Origin of the sequence: Micromonospora sp. AMSO12t (assembly GCF_008806585.1) — a bacterium.
Classification (GTDB): Bacteria; Actinomycetota; Actinomycetes; order Mycobacteriales; family Micromonosporaceae; genus Micromonospora; species Micromonospora reichwaldensis.
In genome coordinates this window covers 1-19038 of the sequence record NZ_WAAS01000063.1, presented here as the reverse complement: position 1 = coordinate 19038, position 19038 = coordinate 1, and the positions used below count along the sequence as shown (strand labels likewise).

Genomic DNA, 19038 nt, shown 5'->3' with positions numbered 1-19038 from the left:
AGTCGATATTGCGCACGGACAACTACTTGCCGGCGATGCCGCATTCGCCCTGCTCAGTAGGGACAGCCGGTCCGAGGCTGAGACTCCGCGCGACGGCCATCCCGACGGGCTGGAGCACGATGGCGCAGCGACTCTGTCAGGGACGCGACAGCAGCACCGAGCGGAGTTCCGCTGTCACAACCCTCTGGTAGCCAGGTTGCCGTGATCAGCATTCGGCACGGCAACCTGCTCGACGCGGACGTCGAGGCGCTCGTCAACCCGGTCAATACCGTCGGTGTGATGGGCAAGGGGCTCGCCCTGGCCTTCAAGAGGGCCCACCCCGCGAACTTCACCGCGTACCGCGCGGCCTGCGCCGCCGGCACCGTCCGACTCGGGCAGATGTTCGTCTACGACTCGGGCACGCCGGGCCGGCACCGCTACGTCGTCAACTTCCCGACCAAGGGCCACTGGCGCTCGCCGTCCCGCCTCGCCGACGTCGAAGCTGGGCTGCCCGATCTGGTACGCGTCCTGCGCGACAACCGCATCGCCTCGGTGGCGGTGCCGGCTCTCGGCTGCGGCAACGGCGGCCTCGACTGGGCCGACGTCCGCCCCCTGCTCGAGGCAGCCCTCGCCGACTTGCCGAGCGTGCAGGTGCGCCTGTACGAGCCCGGATGACCTGCCAAAGAACACCGGTGACAGGGCCATGCGCTCAGGTTGGCGGCTACAATCCCCTCCCCGCCAAGCTGTACGCCACCGCCCGAGCCCTCGCCGCGTAGCTCGCCGCCTCGATGCTCGCACCGGCTGATCGTTTGTAACCCCGTGCCATGCTCCCATCGGCCGTTCGAACGAAATCGAGGTCTGGGCATGGAGCTGCGTAAGAGCCGACGCTTGCTGGTGGCTAGCGCCTTGTTCCTGTCGCTCGGGGTACTCGTGCTGCTGTGCGGTGGCGCGGGAGGTTCGTCCCCTTCGATCGGCGCATTGGTCGTCGGCGGACTCGCGGCGCTGCTGGGTGGCGTGTTCGTCGTCAGCGAGCTGAAGCCGTTCAGGTTCCTCATCGGGGCCGAGGGGCTGACCCTGCGGGTTGCCGGGCTCAACCGGCTGGTGCCGTGGGCCGAGATCGACGCGATCATTCTCGATGAGCCGGGGCCGTCGCTCGGCGGCAGTAAGCCCACCTCCCCGTCGCTGTTGCTGGTGCCGGCCGCCGGATCGACCATCGATCGCCCTCTTATGGGCCGGAGCCCGATCGACGATCGCGTTGGCCTGGCCCTCCTCGACCTCGGTGACGTTCGACAGTCGGCGGACGAGGTGGCGGCGGCCCTCGCCCGCTTCGGAGGAGACCGCTTCACGGATGTCCGGCGACTACGCCGAGAGCGGTTCGATTCGCCCGACTTCACCATCGGACTGCGCGGTTACGACCCGGCGCGAGTGGACGAGCTGATCCGACGCGGCCAGGACGCGCTGATCTCGGGCCGGACGTTGCAGCGCTACCAGGTCAAAGCCGAGCTTGACGAGGCGCGCGCCGCCCTGCCCAGGGCCACGCGCGGATATGACTCCACTCAGGTCGACGCGCTTCTCGAAGAGCTTTCCGCCGCGCTGGCGACCTGGGGCGGCGAGGATTCCAAGCCTGACTGAGCGCCGTCCCACCACCGGATCGGGGCCGCTCCGCCGGCGTGCGGGTAACCCTGCATCCGCCACCACAGGGGCGTCAGGGGGCAGCGGGCGCGAGTGCCTGCTCAAAGTAGGTGTCGACGTCCGTCGCGTGGTAGACCCGTTCGCTCGCCTCGATCCCGTCGAGGAACATCGCGTACACCGCCGCCAGCCGCAGCGCCGCGACCGGCCGCAGCAGCTCCACGGCCCGCTCCGGCTCGCACCCGGGCACCTCGGCCCGCCACCGCGCGCACCACTCGGCCAGCACCGGGGCGGCGGCGTCGTCCGGAAGCCCTTCCACCAGCCGCAGCGCGTCGAACGCCGGGTGTCCCACGAACGCGTCGCCCCAGTCGATGACGACGTGCCGCCCATCGCAGGCGCGTACGTTGCCGGGGTGCAGGTCGCCGTGCACGAGGGTGTCCGGCAGCCCGCACCCGCGTACCTCGTCCAGCCGCGCCTCCAGCCCCGCCAGCAGGGACTGCACCGGCGAGGTGTCCCAGCCGGCCAGCCGGTCGCGGATCCAGCCCGGCAGGGCGTCGGCGCGCAGGTCGGGCACGCCCGCCGCGACCAGTCCCGCCACGTCCGGGACGGACCGGACCTGCACCGGATGGAAGCCGGCGGCCATCGCCAGCCGCTCCTCGATCGGCGCCCCGTAGCGGTCCTCGCCGGGCACGTGCTCGATCAGCATCCGGCCGTCACCGTCGTCAGCGAGCAGCGTCGACGTCCTCCCGGGCGCGGCCCGGCCGAGCCAGCGCAGCACGGCAGCCTCGTGCCGGAAGAACACCGGCACCTGCTTCAGCCAGGCCGTGCCGCTCGGCCCGCCGAGCCGCCAGACCGCCGACAGGTTCCAGGTGCGCTGCTGGGTCACGGTCTCCGCCGGGCGGCCGAGCCGCCGCAGCTCCGCCGTCGCCCAGGCGAGGCTGCGCGCCGGGCCGCCGGGCTCGGCGTAGGGGGCGCGCAGCGGGTCCGCCGACAGGTCGAGCTTCGCCGGTACGAGCGGCGTGGCGGGCGGCCCGTCGACCTGCGCGAGGTACGTGACCGTGCCGCCCATCGGCTGCGGCGCGTCGCCGGTCAGCAGGCGGAGCACGGCCACCTCGACGCCGTACCGCCGGCGGGCCTCGGCCACGACGGGGCCGACCTCCTGCCACCAGGGCGACGGAACGTCGAACGGCGGCAGGGCGCCCAGCGGAGCGCCGGCGGCATCGACCAGGACGAGGGTGACGGAGCGGGACACGCCGGGACGCTACCGCCGACCGCCGGACCCGGGCGAGGGGTTAACCGGGCGAGGTCGCCAGCGCCGCCGGGTCCTCACCATGCCGGCGACGGAGCCGTCAGGGGCGGCGGGTGCGGGCGAGGGTGCCGACGACGGCGAGGGAGGCGACCGCCGCCCCGGCGAGCACCACGGCCATCGGCAGGGCGCTGCCCTCGCCGCCCAGCCCGACCAGCGGGGCGGCCATCGCCCCCACCAGCGACTGGATGGTGCCGAGCAGGGCGGCGGCCGTGCCGGCGTGGGCGGGGTGCCGGTCCAGGGCGAGCGCGGTGCCGTTCGGCATCACCATGCCGAGGGATCCCATGAAGACGAAGAGCGCCACCGCCACCAGCGGCAGGCTGCCGAGCAGCGCGCCGGCGAGCAGGACGGCGGCGGCCAGCAGCCCCACGCCCAGCGGGCGGAGCAGCAGGGTGCGGGGCGCGAAGCGGTCCAGCAGGCGGGCGTTGAGTTGGCCGGCGGCGACCAGGGCGAGCGCGTTGACGCCGAAGATGAGGCTGAACGCGCCGGCCGAGACGCCGAAGACGTCCTGGAAGACGAAGGACGACCCGGAGATGTAGGCGAAGAGCGCGGCGAAGGCGAGGCCCTGCGCCAGCGCGTACCCGAGGAAGATCCGGTCGGTGAAGAGCGAGCGGCCGGCGGCGGCCGTGGCGGCGAGGCCGCCGGTGCTGCGCCGCGCGGCGGGCAGCGTCTCCGGCAGCCGCCACGCGACGGCGGCGGCGAGCAGCGCGCCGATCACCGCGAGGGCGACGAAGACCGTACGCCAGTCCCCGAAGCGCAGCACCAGGCTGCCGAAGGCGGGCGCGGCCATCGGGGCGACGCCGAAGACCAGGGTGAGCCGGGAGAAGTACTTCGCGGCCTCGCGGCCGGCGTAGAGGTCACGCACGACGGCGCGGGCGACCACCACGCCCATGCCGCCGGCGAAGCCCTGCGCGAGCCGCGCGGCGGCCAGGGTCTCGGCCGACGGCACGGCCGCGCACACCAACGACAGCAGGGTGTACGCGGCGACGCCCACCAGCACGGGCCGGCGCCGCCCGAAGCGGTCGCTGAGCGGGCCGGTGACGAGCTGGCCGAGGGCCATGCCGACGAGGCAGGTGGTCAGCGAGAGCTGGATCTGCGCCTGGCTGGCGGACAGGTCGCGGGTCATCTCCGGGAACGCCGGCAGGTAGGTGTCCAGGGAGAGTGGCCCGAACGCGGTGAGCGTGCCGAGCAGCACCAGCAGCACGACGGCGGCCCGCCCGGTGGGCGCGGCGACGCGCTCGTCCGGTCGGACGGGCGGCGCGGTGGCGTGCGGCATGGCGGTCCCCTCACTGGTGGCTCGGCCCGGATACGATAGCTCTGACTACAGAGCTATTTCGGCGTCGGAGGGCCTGACTGTGACGGAAGAGACGGTCGACCTGCTCGGCGGAGCGCTCGGTGACCTGCACCGGATGCTGCGCCGGACGGCCACCCAGCGGGTCGGCCGCACCGCCCTGCCGGACGCCCAGGTGGAGGTGCTGCGACTGGTGCAGCGGCGCCCGGGAATCGGCGTCCGCGAGGCCGCCGAACGGCTGGGCACCGCGCCGAACACGGTCAGCACCCTCGTCGGCGAGCTGACCACCGCCGGGCTGCTGCACCGCGAGCGGGACCCGGCCGACCGGCGCACGATCCGGCTGGAGCTGACCGACGCGGCGCGGGAGCGGATAGCCGCGTACGGGCGGCACCGGCGCGACCTGCTCGCCGCCGCGCTGGCCGAGCTGGACGCCCCGGACCGCGAGACGCTGCTCGCCGCCGCCCCGGCGCTGCGCCGCCTCGCCGACCGGATGACGGGGCGGGGCTGAGCCACCGGTCAACGGGTCGAGCGGGGCGTCGTCGCCCGGATCGCGCAGGCCGGCGGCCGGAGCCGGAACGGCCGCCGGTTCGACGCTACGGTGACGGTGGACGGTGTCGGGTCGTACGTGGAGGGTCGTCGGGTGATGGAGCAGCGGATCAGCCTCGTGACGCTCGGCGTCGCCGACGTGGCCCGGGCACGCGCCTTCTACGAGCGGCTCGGCTGGCGCGGCCAGGAGGTCGAGGAGACCGTCTTCTTCCAGGCGGGCGGCCTAGCCCTGGTGCTGTGGAGCCGGGAGAAGCTGGCAGCCGACGCGGGCGTGCCCGACCGGGAGGCGGGCGGGTTCGGCGGGACGACGCTGGCACAGAACGTCCGCTCCCGCGGCGAGGTCGACGAGCTGCTGACTGCGGCGGCCGACGCCGGGGCGGAGGTGACCGTGCCGGCACGCGAGACCTTCTACGGCGGCTACGCCGGCTGCTTCGCCGACCCCGACGGGCACGTCTGGGAGATCGCCTGGAACCCGGGCTTCCCCCTCGGCCCGGACGGCTCACTCACCGTCCCCGACCTCACGCCACCGGACTGAGTGGTCAGGAAGCGATGCGGCGGGGGTACGCGTCGGCTTCGCGCGCCCACTGCTCGGCGGCCACGGAGAGGGCGTCGGCGGATACGGTGAGCGTCAGCGGGTAGACCGCGCCGAGCGGCTGCCGCCGCATCCAGGGCGGCAGCGACTCGTACGAGAACTCGACGGTCAGCGCCAGCCGGCGCCGGCGCAGCACCCGGGTGCGGAAGGCCAGGTTCGGCTCGGTGAAGCGGGCCACCGCCGAGGGCTCCGCCGGGTCACCGGTCGTCTCCGCCTGCTGCCGCAGCCAGCCCGCCAGCGCGTACGCCTCGGCCACCGTCAGGCAGGGTTCGAGGCGCGACCAGGCCTGCCCGTCGGCGGTGCGGGCGTCGGTCTCGACGAGCAGCCAGTCGTCCCAGTCCGCCGCCTCGTCCGGGTCGTCCGGCGGCTCAACCCCGGGCTGGTAGCCCACCGGCCGGATCCTCACCCGGGCACCGTCGTCGGAGCGGATCTCCATCCTGTCATCATGACCGATCCCGAGGCGCGGATGGCGGCATCCCCGCAGCTCAGGGCGTCCCGGCGAACAGCGGCCCCGGGCGCGGGCGCCCCGGTCAGCGCACCGGGTCGTGGGTGCCGCGCGGCACGTCTGGCCGGCAGCGGCGCACCCGGTCGGCGGCCATCCGCCCGCCGACGGCCAGCCCGTAGCGCTCCACGGCGGCGAGCCCGTACGCGCTGCACGTCGGGGTGAAGCGGCACTGCCCGGGCCAGCGGTGCGACAGCCAGCGCCGGTAGCCCAGGATCGCGGCCCGCCCGGCCCGGTCCACCAGCGGCGCCCGCCCGGCGTCGACGGTCGGCGGTGCCGAGGCCCGGCCGGGCGACACGAGCCGGGCGCCCAGCGCGCCCAGGGTCAGCAGGGTGGAGAAGAGCCCCAGGTCGCAGCAGGGGATGTCGCAGTTGCAGGCGTCGCAGTTGTCGAAGCGGCTCTTCTTCTTGCGACGCTGGTTGCTCGGGAGGTAGATCACAGGGAACATCATGCGACTTCCGCGCCACCCCGAATCCCTCGGATGGCGTTCCATCGCCCCGGTGGTGGCCGGCTCGGTGGTGGCCGCCGAGTCGGTCCGCCAGCGAAGGGACCCTACGACGCTGTCGAGCTGAGTCGTCTGTGACATCAGGTGGTGGTGTCCGGCCCGCTGTGCCACCAGAGGGCGGTGAATCGTCTACGACATCAGCTCGACAGCGTTGCGCACGTGAGCCCTCGCCCCGACCGGGAGCGCCGCGGAGCCAAGGGGTGCCGCACAGCCAAGGGGTGCCGCACAGCCGAGGGGTGCCGCACAGCCGGGTGCGGAAACCCGCCGAGCCGGGCGACGACGCGCGGTCTGTCGCCTCCGCCGGCCCGGCGCAGCCCGGCCACCGACCCGGCGCAGCCCGGCCAGGTGGCGCAGCGGGGTCGGGTAACGCAGCCCGGCCAGGTAGCGCAGCGGGGTCAGCGCCGGACCGTGCGGCGCACGCCGTCGTGCCCGGCGCAGGCGTCGCGCCGCCCGCCGGTGAGGCTGACCGAGCCGTCGCCGCACTGCACCAGGTGGCCCCGGCCGGCCCAGAACTCGGGTACGCAGTCGAACCAGTCGCAGACCTCGACGGCCGGCCTGCGGATGCGCTCGCCGCCGCAGAAGTCGTACCCCATCGGGTTGGCCGGGGCGCCGCAGAGCCGCTCGCGGGCGGGCGTCGGCGTGGGCGCGGTGGTGCCACGTCGCGGCTTCGACGCGGCGGGCGGCACCTTCGCCTGCGCGGCCGGGAGGGCGACCGGCGGGGCGACGAAGGTCGGCGCGGGAGTCGCGGCGACGGCGACCTCCGAGCCGGTCGGGTCGGCGGGATCGGTGTCCAGCAGGGCGGCGGGCACCAGCAGGGCGATGCCGGCGGCGACGGCCACGGTGCGCCGGCCGCCGGGCACGAACGCGAAGGGCTGGGCCTGCGCCGGGGTCGCGATCTGCGGCCGGAACGGCTTGAGCTGCGCGTGCTCGGCGATCGCCTCGTCGAGCTGGTCGAGCACCGCGCCGCGCTGCTCGATGGCGTCGGCGAAGGCCAGGGTCAGCTTGAACCGGAAGTCGGCGGCGACGTCGGCCGGGAGCATGAGGCCGGAGGTGCGCCGCCGGTCCAGCACCTGCATGAGGGTGACCGGCGCGTGCGGGTCGTGGGCCAGGCCGGTCATCCTCCCGTACGCCCAGTCGCGCCGACCGCGACCGCCGAGCAGCACCAGCCGGCGGTTGGTGATCACCGCCATGCCGGCGTCGGCGACCCGGACACCGTCCGGCCTGCGGGGCCGCGGCGGCGCGGCCGCCGGGGCGACCGTCAGGTCGGGCGCGGGCAGCACGGTGGTGTGTCGTACCTCCACCAGCTGCGCGGCCGGCAGCACCCAGAACACCACCTCGTCGGGCGCGAGCTCCAGCGCCAGGCCGGCGCCCGCCGCGGCCGAGCCCTGGAACTCCTCGGCGAGGGTACGCAGGCGGCGCAGTTCGTCGTCGCGTCGTCGCCATGCCTTGTCGGCGCTGCGGAACTCCCGCCGCCGCCGTTCGTTCTGCCGGTGCACCCACCGGTACCGCCATGTGGAACCCGTCGAATCAGTCCTTGCCACGCCGACTCCTTCGCCGCGCAGGCCACCAACCGGGGTGTCACAGCTTTCAACGGTGACAACGGCCGACGGGGACACGCCGCAACGGGCAAAATGGCCGAACGACGGGCGAAAACGGGCGATAGGTGGATTTCGTCGGGCCGCGGTCAGTGCCGGGGGCGGCCCTCCCCCACCCGGTAGGTGCGCAGGTTCGGGTCGGCCTTGATCTGCGCCTCCGTGTATTTGATGGTGTCCCAGCCCTTGCCCGAGTAGAGCCGGGTCTGGTCGCCGTACCAGGGCGAGTTCGGGTTGCTCGACTGCGAGTAGGTGAGGATCTGCCGCCCCGAGGGGCCGTTGCGGCCCAACTCGACGGCCATCACGAAGGACGAGCCGTGCACCACCTTCGGGTAGCCGACGCCCGGCGCCAACGGACCGATGATCATGTTGAACACGCCGGCCTCGGCGCGTCCGCCGTGGATCGGGATGCGCCGGTCGCCGCGCGGCTCGGTCTGGATGTCGCCCAGGCGCGCGTCGAGGGGGATGCCGGCGAGCTTGCGGACGGCGTCGGCGAGCGCGGTGAGCACGCGCGGGTCGGCGGTGTTGAGCCGGCTCGGGGTGCGCACCGGGTCGGCGGCGTCGAACGCGTCGGCGAACCGGATGCCGCCCGACAGGGCGAACTCGGTGAACAGGTGCGCGCCGCGGCTGTCCAGGTCGACCCGCAGGTCCCAGCCCTTCAACGCCGCGCAGGCCCCCCGCAGGTCGACAGTGGTCCCGTCGGAGGCGGTCGCGGTGGGCTGCGCGGCGCAGAGTGCCACCAGGTCGTCGCGCAGCAGTTCGCCGCCGTACGCGCGGTTGCCGAAGACCGTCTGCCAGAGCCGGGACGTGGTGTAGCCCCGCCCGGGCAGCCCGTCGGTGCCGGCGAGCCGCTCCCGCACCTGCTCCACGCCGAGGCGGGTACGCAGGCTGCGCTCGGTGCGCTCGTTGCCGACGATCCGCGGGAAGCCCTCCAGCGGCGCCTCCGGGTTGGCCAGCCAGTGGCTGTCGTTGGAGTTGGTCACGTAGTCGGCACGGAACCGGATCGGCAGGTTGGCCGGGCCGAGGATGCCGGGCACCGCCGCGTCGCGGTCGCGGCCCAGCGCGCAGGCCGACCGGGAGCCGTCGAGGACGGCCTGGCCGCTGCTGGCGTAGAGCGGCTGGAACGGCGCGGGGATGCAGGCGGCGGCCAGCTCGTCGGTGACCCTGGGCACCACCGAGTGGTCGGCGTAGAGCGCCTCGCCACGGGCGTCGGCGGCGATGACGTTCACCCAGGGCAGGAACTGGTGCCGGTCGAGGACCTGCTTCAGCTCGCGGACCGTCTTCGCCCGGCCCATCTCGAGCCAGCCGTCGAAGGCCCGGTTGTTCGTCGCGTTGACGTCGGTGATCGCGTACGCGGCGGTGGTGGTCCAGTCGAAGGTGCCGGGGACGACGACCACCGGACCGAAGTGGGTGTCGTGGAAGGTGCGGCTGACCGGCACGGTGCCGCCACCCGGGGCGGGCACCTGGACGGTGACCGTGCGGGTGGTCATCTTCCGGGCCCGGCCGTCCACGTAGTACGACGTCGGGTCGCCGGGGACCAGCGCGAGCCGGTGCCAGACGAAGCGGCGGGCGGTGGAGACGGTGTGGCTCCAGGCGAGGGTGCGGTTGTGCCCGATCTCGATGATCGGGTCGCCGATGAGCGCCGCGCCCTCCACGTCGTAGCGGCCCGGGACCTTCAGGTGCATCCGGTAGAAGCGTTCCGCCCCCTCCCACGGGAAGTGCGGGTTGGCCAGCACCATCCCGCCGCCGTGCGTGGTGGCCCGCGCGCCCAGCCCGTACGCGTTGCTGCCGACGCCGGCGGGCGCGCCGTCGCGGGCGGCGACGACCGCCGCGGCGCCCGGCGCGTCGAGGGCGGCGGCCGGGCCGGTGGCCGTGGGCGGGGCGGCGGCGACGATCCCGTCGAGCACCGCCCGCGAGCCGGCCCGCACCATGCTGGCCCAGCTCGCGCGCCACATGTCCAGCTCGGTCAGCGGACGTACCCACGGCTTGCCCCGGCAGGCCGGGTCGGTGAGGTTCGCCGCGCCGGTGCGGCGCAGATAGCTGTTGTAGCCGGCGACGAAGCCGCGGATCTGGTCACGGACCTCGTCGGACGGGGAGTGCACGCCGTCGCGGGGCCCCTGTAGCAGCCGCTCGGCGGTGCGGTCGTCGATCGCCTTGCGGTGGAAGAGGTCGCTGCGGACGTTCGCGTCCGTGGGGCTCGCCGCTCCGAAGTAGCGGGACCGCTCGGCGTTGACCGTGACGACCTTCTCCGCGATGACGCAGATGTTGTCCTCGGCCTGGACGTGGCCGACGCCGAAGCCGAGGCTGGCGAAGGTGCGGGCGGTGATGTGCGGGACGCCGTACGACGCCCGGCGGATCTCCGCCGAGTAGCCGCCGTCATGGTGCCGCGCGGCGGCCGGCGGTACGCCGGCGACCGCTGTGGTGGCGACCGTGGCGAGGGCGGTGACCAGTGCGCAGAGCGGCCTTGGCCTCATCGGGACTTCCTCCCGTCCGGTGGACGTGTGAGAAGTTCACACGACCGGCATTCTCGCCGGGCGCGGGCGTGCCGAGGAAGACCCGACCGGGAAACCGGGTTGTTCCCCCTACGGACCACCCGGGTGCTGGGTAACGTCGGCGGCAGCCAGGGCCGACGAGGGGGTGGGACCGGTGGGCGACCCGCTCCGCCCGGTGGTGATCGGCGTCGACATCGGCACCACCAGCACCAAGGCGGTCGCGTACGACCTGGACGGCGCCCAGCTCGCCCACCACTCGGTCGGCTACCCCCTCGACGAACCCTTCCCCGGCTACGCGGAGCAGGACGCGCGGCACATCCACGCGGCGGTGCTGGAGTCGGTGCGCGCGGTCGTGGCGGAGCTGGACCGGCCGATCGCCGGGCTCTCCTTCGGCACGGCGATGCACAGCCTGATCGGCCTGGACGCGGACGGCCGCCCGCTCACCCCGTCGCTCACCTGGGCCGACTCGCGGGCCAGCCGGCAGGCCGAGCGGCTGCGCGCGGTCCCGTCCGGGCTGGCGCTGCACCGCCGCACCGGCACCCCGGTGCATCCGATGGCGCCGCTGCCCAAGCTGCTCTGGTTCGCCGAGCAGGAGCCGGTGCTGTTCGGGCGGGCGGCGTACTGGGTGGGCATCAAGGACTGGGTGCTGCTGCGGCTGTGCGACGCGCTGGTGACCGACCACTCGGTCGCCTCCGCCACCGGGCTGATGGACATGCACCAGCTCTCCTGGGACGAGGAGGCACTCGGCGTCGCCGGGATCACCGCGGAGCAGTTGCCGGAGCTGGTCCCCACCACCACCGTGCTGCCCGGCCTCACCGCCGAGGCCGCCGCGGCGACCGGGCTGCCCCGGGACACGAAGGTGGTCGTCGGCGCCGGGGACGGCCCGCTGGCCAACCTCGGGCTCGGCGCGGTCGCCCCGGGCGTGATGGCCTGCACGATCGGCACCAGCGGCGCGATGCGGGTGATGGTGGAGCGCCCCGGCGTCGACCCGCTCGGCGGGGTGTTCTGCTATGCGCTGACCGAACAACGCTGGGTGGTCGGCGGGGCGATCAACAACGGCGGCGTCGTGCTGGAGTGGACCGGCGACGCGCTCGCCCCGGAGCTGGGCGAGGACGCCGAGGAGGAGCTGCTGGCGCAGGCCGCGCTGGCACCGGTCGGCTCCGGCGGTCTGATCATGCTGCCGTACCTGCTCAGCGAGCGCGCCCCGCACTGGAGCGCGCTGCCGCGCGGCGCGTACGTGGGGCTGACCCACGGGCACCGCCGGGCGCACCTGGTGCGGGCCGCGCTGGAGGGCGTCTGCCAGCAGTTGGCGCTGGTGCTGGCCTCGGTGCGGGCCGCCGGCAACGAGGTCCGGGAGATTCGCGCCAGCGGCGGCTTCGCGCGCAGCGCGCTGTGGCGGCAGATGCTGGCCGACGTGCTCGGCATGCCGGTGCACTTCCCCGCCACGCGGGAGGGCTCCGGCTTCGGCGCGGCGCTGCTCGGCATGGAGGCGCTGGGGCTGATCCCCTCCATCGAGGTCGCCGCCCACCTGGTGCGCATCGAGGAGACGGCACGCCCGGATCCGGCCGCCGCCGCCACCTACGCCGCCCTGCTGCCGCTCTTCGCCGGGCTCTACGACGCGCTGGTTCCCACGTTCACCTCGCTGCGCCGCCTCGCCCCGGGCCTGACCCCGCCACCGGCACCGGCACCGGCGCCACCGACGCGGTAGGGCGCCGCCCCGGACGGGTGACGCCGCCGGGGGCGCCGACACCGGCCCGGGCGTCGCCGGCACCGGTGACCCCGGGGCCCACCGGCCGCCGTGCCACCCGGCGGCCCCGTCAGGGAGCCTCGACCCCGGAGATCAGGTAGCGGTGCACCTCCGCGCCGCGGATCGCCACCTCCTGCTCCGTCGAGGGGCCGGAGCCCCGGAAGTCGAGCAGTTGCTCCTCGGACTCCCAGCGCTCGTAGACGTTGATCCGCCCCGGCTCGACCAGGTCCGCGCCGATCGCGAAGTCGACGCAGCCCGGCGCGGACCGCGCCTGCCGGACGACCTCCACGCAGTCGGCCAGGTAGGCGTCCCGCTGGTCCGGGTCGACGTAGAGACTGCCGGCGACGATGAACACTGCTGACCTCCGGGTACGGCCGCGCGTCAGGCGCGGGTGATGGCGTTGGCGTGGATGGCCTCACCCAGGTACGCGGCCATCCCCGGCCTGATCGTCTCGAAGTACGCGGTGAACCGCTCGTCCGACACGTACATGTCGGCCAGACAGGTGTGCAGCTCGAGCGGGCAGTCGTAGAACCAGCGGCTGATGAGCTGCCGGTGCTCCTCGGCCAGGTCCATGGCCGCCGGCCCGTTCGCGGGCGCCCCGGATGCCATCACCTCGACGAACCGCCGCGCCCAGTCCTCGTTCTCGGCCTTGTTCCGCAGCCAGTCGTCCTTGGTGTAGCGGGCGACCCGCTCGTTCGACTGGCGGTACGCGTCGGTGTCGCCCCAGCGCTGCTCGACCTCCTCGGTGTGCGCGTCCGGGTCGAAGTCGCCGAAGACCTCGAACCGCTCCTGCGGGGTCAGTGGAATGTTCAACTTGCTCGCCTCCATCGCGAACTCGATCGCCGCGACCATCTCCTGGAGCTTCCTGATCCGTACGGACAGCAGCTCGTGCTGGCGACGCAGGTGCGCCGCCCGGTCACTCGCCGGGTCGTCGAGGATCGCGGCGATCTCCTCCAGCGGGAACCCCAGCTCCCGGTAGTAGCGGATGTGCTGCAACCGGTCCAGGTCGGCGTCGTCGTAGCGCCGGTAGCCGGTGCTGCTGCGGTCACTGGGCGAGAGCAGCCCGATCCCGTCGTAGTGGTGCAGCGTCCGCACGGTCACGCCGGCCGCCTTCGCGACCTGTCCCACCGTGTAGGCCATGGTTCCCTCCCTTCCGCCACCGAGGCTCCCGCCTGCCGTTACGTGAGGGTCAAGCCCGATCCATTCTGCGCCCCGCCGGCCGGCGCATCCGCCGTCCCGGCCCGGGTCGGGGCGGTTCGCCGGGCGTCGCCGGCCGGAGACGACGGTGCGGGCCGCCCGAGGATCGGGCGGCCCGCACGGTCACTGCGGTAGGGCGGTCAGGCGGTCACCAGCGGCGGCCGTCCGGCCAGGCGTCGTACGGGCGGGCCGACAGGATCGGGTCCCAGCCCGTGTTGTTCCGGGCGTCGGGCAGGTGGATCTTGATGTCCGCCCCGCTGCCGTCGAACGGGCTGGCGTCCAGGTGGGCGACGACCAGACCGGAGTCGAACCGCTTGTAGTAGAGGCCGCCGCCGGGGCTGAAGAGCGACGTGGTGTCGCCCCACCCGGTCGCGGCGAGCTCCGCGACGGTCCACACGCCAGCGGCGTCGATGACGTACGCCAGCAGCTTGCCGGTGCTGGTCGTACCGAGGATCCGGCCGGGACCGGGGGCGGCCAGCGAGGTCAGCGTGAAGTTGCCGGTGATCGCCTTCGCGTTGGTGATGTCGGCGTAGGCCGGCTTCGGCTTGGTCACCGTGTATCGGCGCAGCGCCGAGCCGGCGTTGATGCCGAAGAGCGAGCCGTTGCCGTCGTAGGCCAGCCGGTCCTGCGTCCATCCGGTGTCGGCAAGCTTCGTCGTGGTGAAGGTCAGCGGGTCGGTGCCGGTGACGTCCACCCGGTGGAGCTGCCCTCCCGTGCTGGTCACCAGCAGGGTGTCGGCGTTGAGGGTGGCCATCGCCTTCGGGGTGAAGCCGAGCGGCGCCGCGGCGACCACTTTTTGCTTGGCGCCGGTCACCGGATCGACAGTCGTGTGGGACAGCCGCCCTTCCGGCCCCGTGCCGAAGACCGACACGACACCCGTCCACGGCCGCGCGGAGAGCAGCTGGTGGCGGAACCAGACGCCGCTCACCGGCTCCTCGCCGATCAGCGTGATGTCGTCACCCCGGCCGTCGAACGGGTTGGCGTCGCGGTAGCGCTTGAGACCGTCGGTGGGATTGATGGTGAGATAGAGGCCCCCACCCGGCGAGACCAGCTCCCTGGGCCGGTCCCAGCCGGTCTGGTGGAGATCGGACCGGGACCAGGAATTGGCCCCATTGATCTTGTAGGAGATCAGGGGACCGGCACTGGTGGTGCCGAGGATCCGACCGGGGCCGGGCGAGGCGAGCGTCTGCAGACCGAAGCCGCTGCTGATCGTGGTGGGGGCCGTGAAGTCGGCCGCCGCCGGCTTGGCGCTGGTCACCGTGAAGCGACGCAGGGAGCCCGAGAGGATGCCGTACAGCGAGCCGTGTCCGTCGTAGACCAACTCGTCGAAGGCCCAGTCGGCGGACGCGATCTTCGTGATGGTGTAGGTCAGTGTGACCGTGTTCGCCACATCCACCCGGTGCAGCTCGCCGGCCCCGTTGGTCAGCAGGATGGTGTCCGCGTTGAGTGTGGCCATCGACTTGGGAGCGAAGGGCAGGAGCGCGGCCGCGGTGCGGGTCTGCAGGCCGCCGGTGGCGGAGTCGACGGCGTGGGCGACGAGCCGCCTCTGCACGGTGGCGTCCGGCATGAGCTGATTCGTGACGCCGAAGAGGTGGACGTCGGTGGTCTGCCAGCGGATCCACCAACCGAGGTCGTCGACCCGGGTGGCGGTGGCGCCGTCGCGGGTCTCGGTCTCGGCCAGGCAGCCCTTCTGCCACGAGGTGCTGACGACCGCGACCAGCTCGGCGGACCCGTCGCGGAACGCCGGGCCGCCCGCGTCGCCCTTGCAGAGCGTCGCGCCGGCCGACGCGCCGAGCAGGCCGACCGACGTGGCGTCGACGTCCTGCACCGTGAACGAGCCCTGGTGCAGGCGATCCGGCACCCATTCGGTGGCCGTCCGGCCGTAGCCGGTGACCTTGAGCGTCTCGGCGGCCGACGGCGGCGTGCTGGCGAGCGCGACCGGCGGCACGTCGGTGACCGGGGCGGCGAGGCGGACCAGGGCGACGTTGCGGTCGGGGTGCGGTGCGACCGCCGCCACCGAGCGCTGGTGGCCGGCGGTGCCGGTGAGGTCCGCGCGGCCGACCAGCACCGTGGTCGGCCGGCTGGGCGGGCCGGCGGCGACCGGCGCACTGCCCTCGGCCAGGCAACTCTTCGTCGTCACGACCCAGTTCTTGTCGACGAGCGCACCCGAGCAGGCGCGGAGATCGCCGAAGGTGACCTTGGCGCTGAACCGGTAGGTGCCGTCCGGGACCGGCTGGGCACCCGTGACGGCCTGGGCGGAAGCGCCGCCCAGCAGGCCTGCTGTGACCGTGGCGGCGAACAGGGCGGCACCCCATCGACGCGTTCGGTGAACTGACAATGCATCCCCCGTGATTGGTGAACCGTTGCGATCCGACCAGGGTCGGTTCGATCTCGGTGGATGCTATCGAGGCTGCCACGGCGGGGATGCCCCTGCGCGCATAGGCGTTCGAGACGGGACAAGAGGGCCGTCGGGTGCGGGTCGGTCAGTGCCCCTCCGACGCGGGATCGTCGTCCGCGTCCCCGGCCCCGTCGCTGGCGGCGGCCGGCGGACCACCGTGCGTCCACGGTGTCTCCTCGACCGCCGGGAACGCCCCCGCCGGCATGAACGCGTCCGACAGGGTGGTGTAGCAGAGCCGCTCCCCCACCTCGGGCACGCTGCCCGGCGGCGCGGTCAGCCCCCGGCCCATCCCGCCGGAGAGCTCCAGCACCACCTCGGTCTTGCCGTCCGCCGCCGGGGTCACGAAGACCACCCGGGCCTTCTGCGCCGGCCGGGCCGGCGAGTAGAGCGTCGCGCCGATCGGCACCGCCACCGGCTCGGTGGTGACCAGCTGGATCCGGGGGCGCAGCACCGGCCGCTTCCCGGTGTCGTCCACCCGCTTCGGGTCCGCCAGGGTCACCTCGCCGACGAACGCCTCCCCGGTCAGCCGGTGTTCGGCCATCACCAGCGGGTCGTCGTAGGCGCGCTGCACCGCGTAGGAGGTCAGGGCCCGTTCCAGCCGGTGCAGCCGCTGGGCGGCGGAGACCGCCCCGTCCCGGCGGGGTTGCGGCGCGCCGCCCGCGTCGACGTGCTCGGCGTAGCCGGTGAAGGCGTCCTTGTCGCCGTCCCACCGGCCGGCCACCCGGGCGCCCGGGGGCAGGCCGCGCAGCAACCCCACGCCGCGCCACATCAGCTCCCAGGTGGGCGCGAGCTGGTCGCGCAGCAGCCGTTCCAGCTCCGCGTACGCCCCGGCGCGCGCGACCGGGTCGTCCTCGGCGGCGGCGTACGCGGCGATGGCCGGGGCGAGCGACCGGTTGTCGAAGTCCGGGTCGGTGGCCGGGCCGGCGGGCGGGCAGGTCGCCGGGTCCTCGGCCCGGGCCGCCGCCTCGGCGCCGGTGAGCCCGGCGGGCGGGTCGATCCAGCCGAGCAGCGCCGGCAGGTGCAGGTCCTCCACCACGCTCTGCCCGGTGGCCCAGTGCAGGGCCAGCGCGTCGGTCATCGCCAGCAGCGCCGACGAACCGGGATGCTCGGCCCGCTCGGCGAAGAAGGTCAGCCAGCGCCCGAGCACCGGCACCGACGGGTGCACCGGATAGTCCCCGTCGGGCCGGCGGAAGCGGGTGGAGCGGCCGAACAGCCGCAGGAAGGTGATCCCGGCGGGGTTCGGCACCAGCAGCTGCGGGGCGTCGACGTGGCGGTACCGCACGTCCCTGCCCCGGTCGACCGGCACCGCCTCGGAGACGCCCCGGAACCCGTCCAGGTAGGGCAGCACGATCCCGGCCAGCTCGGCGGCGAACGCGAACCGCTGGTCACGGTTGCGGGGCTGCGGCACGATCAGCAGCCGCGCCGCGTCCGGGGCGTCGCCGACCAGCGCCGCCAGTGGCGCGTTGGCCTCGCCGGCCATCGCCAGCGGCACCAGCACCAGCGGCCGCGCGGACAGGTGCAGGTGCCGGACGGTGGCCACCGGCTGGGCCACCCCGGCGGCGAGCGCCTGGGCCCTGGCGAACGCGCGGAGCGTACTCACGCGGGCCCACCCCGCCCGGTGCTCGGGACGGCCGGGCGGGAGTCGCGGGGCGTACTCATGCGGGGGTCCCGGTGAGGGCGTCGGCGCGCAACCGGGCGGCGGCCCGCAGCAGCGCGGCGGCCTGCTCCTGCCCGGGCTCCGGGGCGCGCTCGCCGGCGGCCAGCGCCAGCACCTCGTCGACCTCCGCGACCCCGCCGAGCGCCTCCCGGACCGGCCGGCCCAGCGCCCCGGTGTGTCCGCGCGCCTCGTGCCGGCAGAAGTACGCCAGCTCGCAGGCCGCCAGGCAGTCGGGCGCGTAGCGGGCCTCCACCTGCGACAACGCGGCGAGCAGGGCCGCCGGCTCGACCGTCAGGTCGGCGGTGAAGTCCTCGGGCACGGCGGCCAGCAGCGCGTCGACCCGGGCCATCCGGTCGAGCTGGCGGCGCAGCACCAGCAGCTGCTTGCGCACGTCGACCAGGCTGGCCACCGGCTGGAGGGCGAAGTTGCGCGGGCAGACCAGCACCGCGTCGTGCGACACCAGCTCCGGGTCGTGCCCGGCGGCGGCGAGCAGCTCGCGCAGGGCCAGCACGTAGACGGCGGACTGGATCGCGGCGGCGGACACCTTGGCCGGGTCGGCCTGGCCGTCGACCACCGGGAACGACTTGATCTCGACGACGTGGAACCGGCCGGCGAGCCGGGCGGCGACCAGGTCCGGCTCCAGGTGTACCCGGCGGCCGGCGACCTCCAAGCCGAGCAGCGGGTGGTCGAACAGTGCGGCGGTGTCGTCCGTCCCGCCGGGGGTGGCGCCGGTCAGCAGCGCGGCGGAGCGGCGGTGCCGGGCGGCCGTGTCGTCCTCGACGCCGTCGCCGAGGTCCGTCCAGCTCGCCGCCGCCGGCACCGGTACGCCCAGCCGCTCGGCGACCAGCCGCAGCAGCTCGGCCCCGCCGTCGGCCTTGACCTGCGCCTCGAACGCGTTGCCCCGGGTGATGGCGAACCGGGACTGCCCGAACCGGGCAGGAAAGCCGATCCGCTCGGCCAGCTTCGGCTTGTCCACCCCCGCGCCGTCCAGCACGGCCCGCCGGGTGCAGCCCGGGTTGCCGGTCAGGGCGGCGATGGTGCGCGCGTTGTGCCGCCTCGGTGGCACGCCGCCGCGGATCGCGGCCAGTCGTTCCTCGGTGCTCGTCACGATCCGCCACGATAGGCGGTCGCCGCCGCCCGCGCCCGGCGCCGCCCCGGCCGGTGGCAGCCGCCGCAGCCGTCAACCCGGGGCCGGGCCGCGCGGGACCTGCTCAGAGCAGGGTGGTGAACGGCCCCAGGAAACCGCAGCAGATCAGCCCGAAGGCGCCCAACATGACCAGCGCGATGCTGTAGTTCGACCAGAGCCCGAACTTCGTCACGTCGGTGCCGTACCCGTCGTAGGCGCGGTTGCGCCAGCCGCCGAAGCGGAACGACAGATGGTAGGCCGCGCCGGGATGGGCGACCAGCGTGGTGGTGATCAGCGGCAGGCCCATGAAATCGGTGTACCGCACGTCGAGTGACCCGGGAGGAATCACCACGTACCAGGTGCCCTCGCCGGGGATCGGCACCGCCTGGCCGTTGACCTTGAACTTGCTCGTGGCGGGGGCGGGCACGATGTACGGGCCACGGTTCACCGTGACGGCGAGCACCGCGTAGCCGGGCGGG

Annotated in this window: 17 protein-coding genes; 5 read left to right on the top strand and 12 right to left on the bottom strand. The window is 74.3% G+C overall.

All coding sequences use genetic code 11. The annotated features are described in order from the left end of the window. Positions 1 to 201: 201 nt before the first annotated feature. Positions 202 to 654 carry a macro domain-containing protein gene (locus F6X68_RS12615; RefSeq protein ID WP_151454455.1) on the top strand — a complete coding sequence of 151 codons (453 nt, stop codon included), beginning with the start codon at positions 202 to 204 and terminating at the stop codon, positions 652 to 654. A 189-nt stretch (positions 655 to 843) separates the two neighbouring features. Then, positions 844 to 1611 (top strand): hypothetical protein, encoded by a 768-nt coding sequence (locus F6X68_RS12610; RefSeq protein ID WP_151454454.1) that lies wholly within the window; start codon positions 844 to 846, stop codon positions 1609 to 1611. Between the two features lie 73 nt (positions 1612 to 1684). Here F6X68_RS12610 and F6X68_RS12605 read toward each other — a convergent pair whose 3' ends face one another. Next, positions 1685 to 2860, bottom strand: a complete 1176-nt coding sequence (locus F6X68_RS12605; protein ID WP_151454453.1) for an aminoglycoside phosphotransferase family protein — start codon at positions 2858 to 2860, stop codon at positions 1685 to 1687. A 97-nt stretch (positions 2861 to 2957) separates the two neighbouring features. After that, positions 2958 to 4190, bottom strand: a complete 1233-nt coding sequence (locus F6X68_RS12600; protein WP_151454452.1) for a multidrug effflux MFS transporter — start codon at positions 4188 to 4190, stop codon at positions 2958 to 2960. 133 nt (positions 4191 to 4323) lie between these two features. Here F6X68_RS12600 and F6X68_RS12595 point away from each other — a divergent pair, with 133 nt between their 5' ends. Together F6X68_RS12595 and F6X68_RS12590 are read left to right on the top strand one after the other, a co-directional pair. Beyond that, on the top strand, positions 4324 to 4713 hold the full coding sequence (locus F6X68_RS12595; RefSeq protein ID WP_370518942.1) for a MarR family winged helix-turn-helix transcriptional regulator: 390 nt from the start codon (positions 4324 to 4326) through the stop codon (positions 4711 to 4713). A 96-nt stretch (positions 4714 to 4809) separates the two neighbouring features. Then, complete coding sequence (locus F6X68_RS12590) at positions 4810 to 5286, top strand: VOC family protein (RefSeq protein WP_225852168.1); 477 nt, start codon at positions 4810 to 4812, stop codon at positions 5284 to 5286. Between the two features lie 4 nt (positions 5287 to 5290). On the opposite strand, the gene F6X68_RS12585 is transcribed toward F6X68_RS12590, so the two are convergent. The 4 genes from F6X68_RS12585 to F6X68_RS12570 form a co-directional block, all read right to left on the bottom strand. Continuing rightward, positions 5291 to 5779: a hypothetical protein gene (locus tag F6X68_RS12585; RefSeq protein WP_151454450.1), complete on the bottom strand. Its 489-nt coding sequence runs from the start codon at positions 5777 to 5779 to the stop codon at positions 5291 to 5293. A gap of 94 nt (positions 5780 to 5873) precedes the next feature. Then, positions 5874 to 6293: a membrane protein insertion efficiency factor YidD gene (gene yidD / locus F6X68_RS12580; protein WP_225852171.1), complete on the bottom strand. Its 420-nt coding sequence runs from the start codon at positions 6291 to 6293 to the stop codon at positions 5874 to 5876. Positions 6294 to 6745: 452 nt separating this feature from the next. Next, positions 6746 to 7891, bottom strand: coding sequence for a hypothetical protein (locus F6X68_RS12575; protein WP_151454448.1), 1146 nt, complete (start codon positions 7889 to 7891; stop codon positions 6746 to 6748). Positions 7892 to 8034: 143 nt separating this feature from the next. Continuing rightward, positions 8035 to 10416, bottom strand: coding sequence for an acylase (locus F6X68_RS12570; protein WP_151454447.1), 2382 nt, complete (start codon positions 10414 to 10416; stop codon positions 8035 to 8037). A gap of 172 nt (positions 10417 to 10588) precedes the next feature. On the opposite strand from F6X68_RS12570, the gene F6X68_RS12565 reads away from it, so the two are divergent. After that, positions 10589 to 12142, top strand: a complete 1554-nt coding sequence (locus F6X68_RS12565; protein ID WP_151454446.1) for a gluconokinase — start codon at positions 10589 to 10591, stop codon at positions 12140 to 12142. 109 nt (positions 12143 to 12251) lie between these two features. Here the strand turns inward: F6X68_RS12565 and F6X68_RS12560 are convergent, their stop codons facing one another. The 6 genes from F6X68_RS12560 to F6X68_RS33490 form a co-directional block, all read right to left on the bottom strand. Further along, the gene (locus F6X68_RS12560; RefSeq protein WP_151454445.1) at positions 12252 to 12536 is read right to left on the bottom strand and encodes a putative quinol monooxygenase; all 285 of its coding nucleotides are present in this window, start codon (positions 12534 to 12536) and stop codon (positions 12252 to 12254) included. 26 nt (positions 12537 to 12562) lie between these two features. Then, entirely contained in the window at positions 12563 to 13321 is a 759-nt protein-coding gene (locus F6X68_RS12555; protein WP_151454444.1) for a MerR family transcriptional regulator, read from the bottom strand. Positions 13322 to 13526: 205 nt separating this feature from the next. Further along, positions 13527 to 15716, bottom strand: coding sequence for a trypsin-like serine protease (locus tag F6X68_RS12550; protein ID WP_151454443.1), 2190 nt, complete (start codon positions 15714 to 15716; stop codon positions 13527 to 13529). 145 nt (positions 15717 to 15861) lie between these two features. Continuing rightward, entirely contained in the window at positions 15862 to 17376 is a 1515-nt protein-coding gene (locus tag F6X68_RS12545) for a hypothetical protein (protein ID WP_151454442.1), read from the bottom strand. Positions 17377 to 17431: 55 nt separating this feature from the next. After that, positions 17432 to 18541, bottom strand: a complete 1110-nt coding sequence (locus F6X68_RS12540; RefSeq protein WP_151454441.1) for a hypothetical protein — start codon at positions 18539 to 18541, stop codon at positions 17432 to 17434. A gap of 103 nt (positions 18542 to 18644) precedes the next feature. Beyond that, positions 18645 to 19038, bottom strand: a 394-nt coding sequence (locus tag F6X68_RS33490) for a hypothetical protein (RefSeq protein ID WP_192581385.1), incomplete at its 5' end; no start/stop codon positions are given.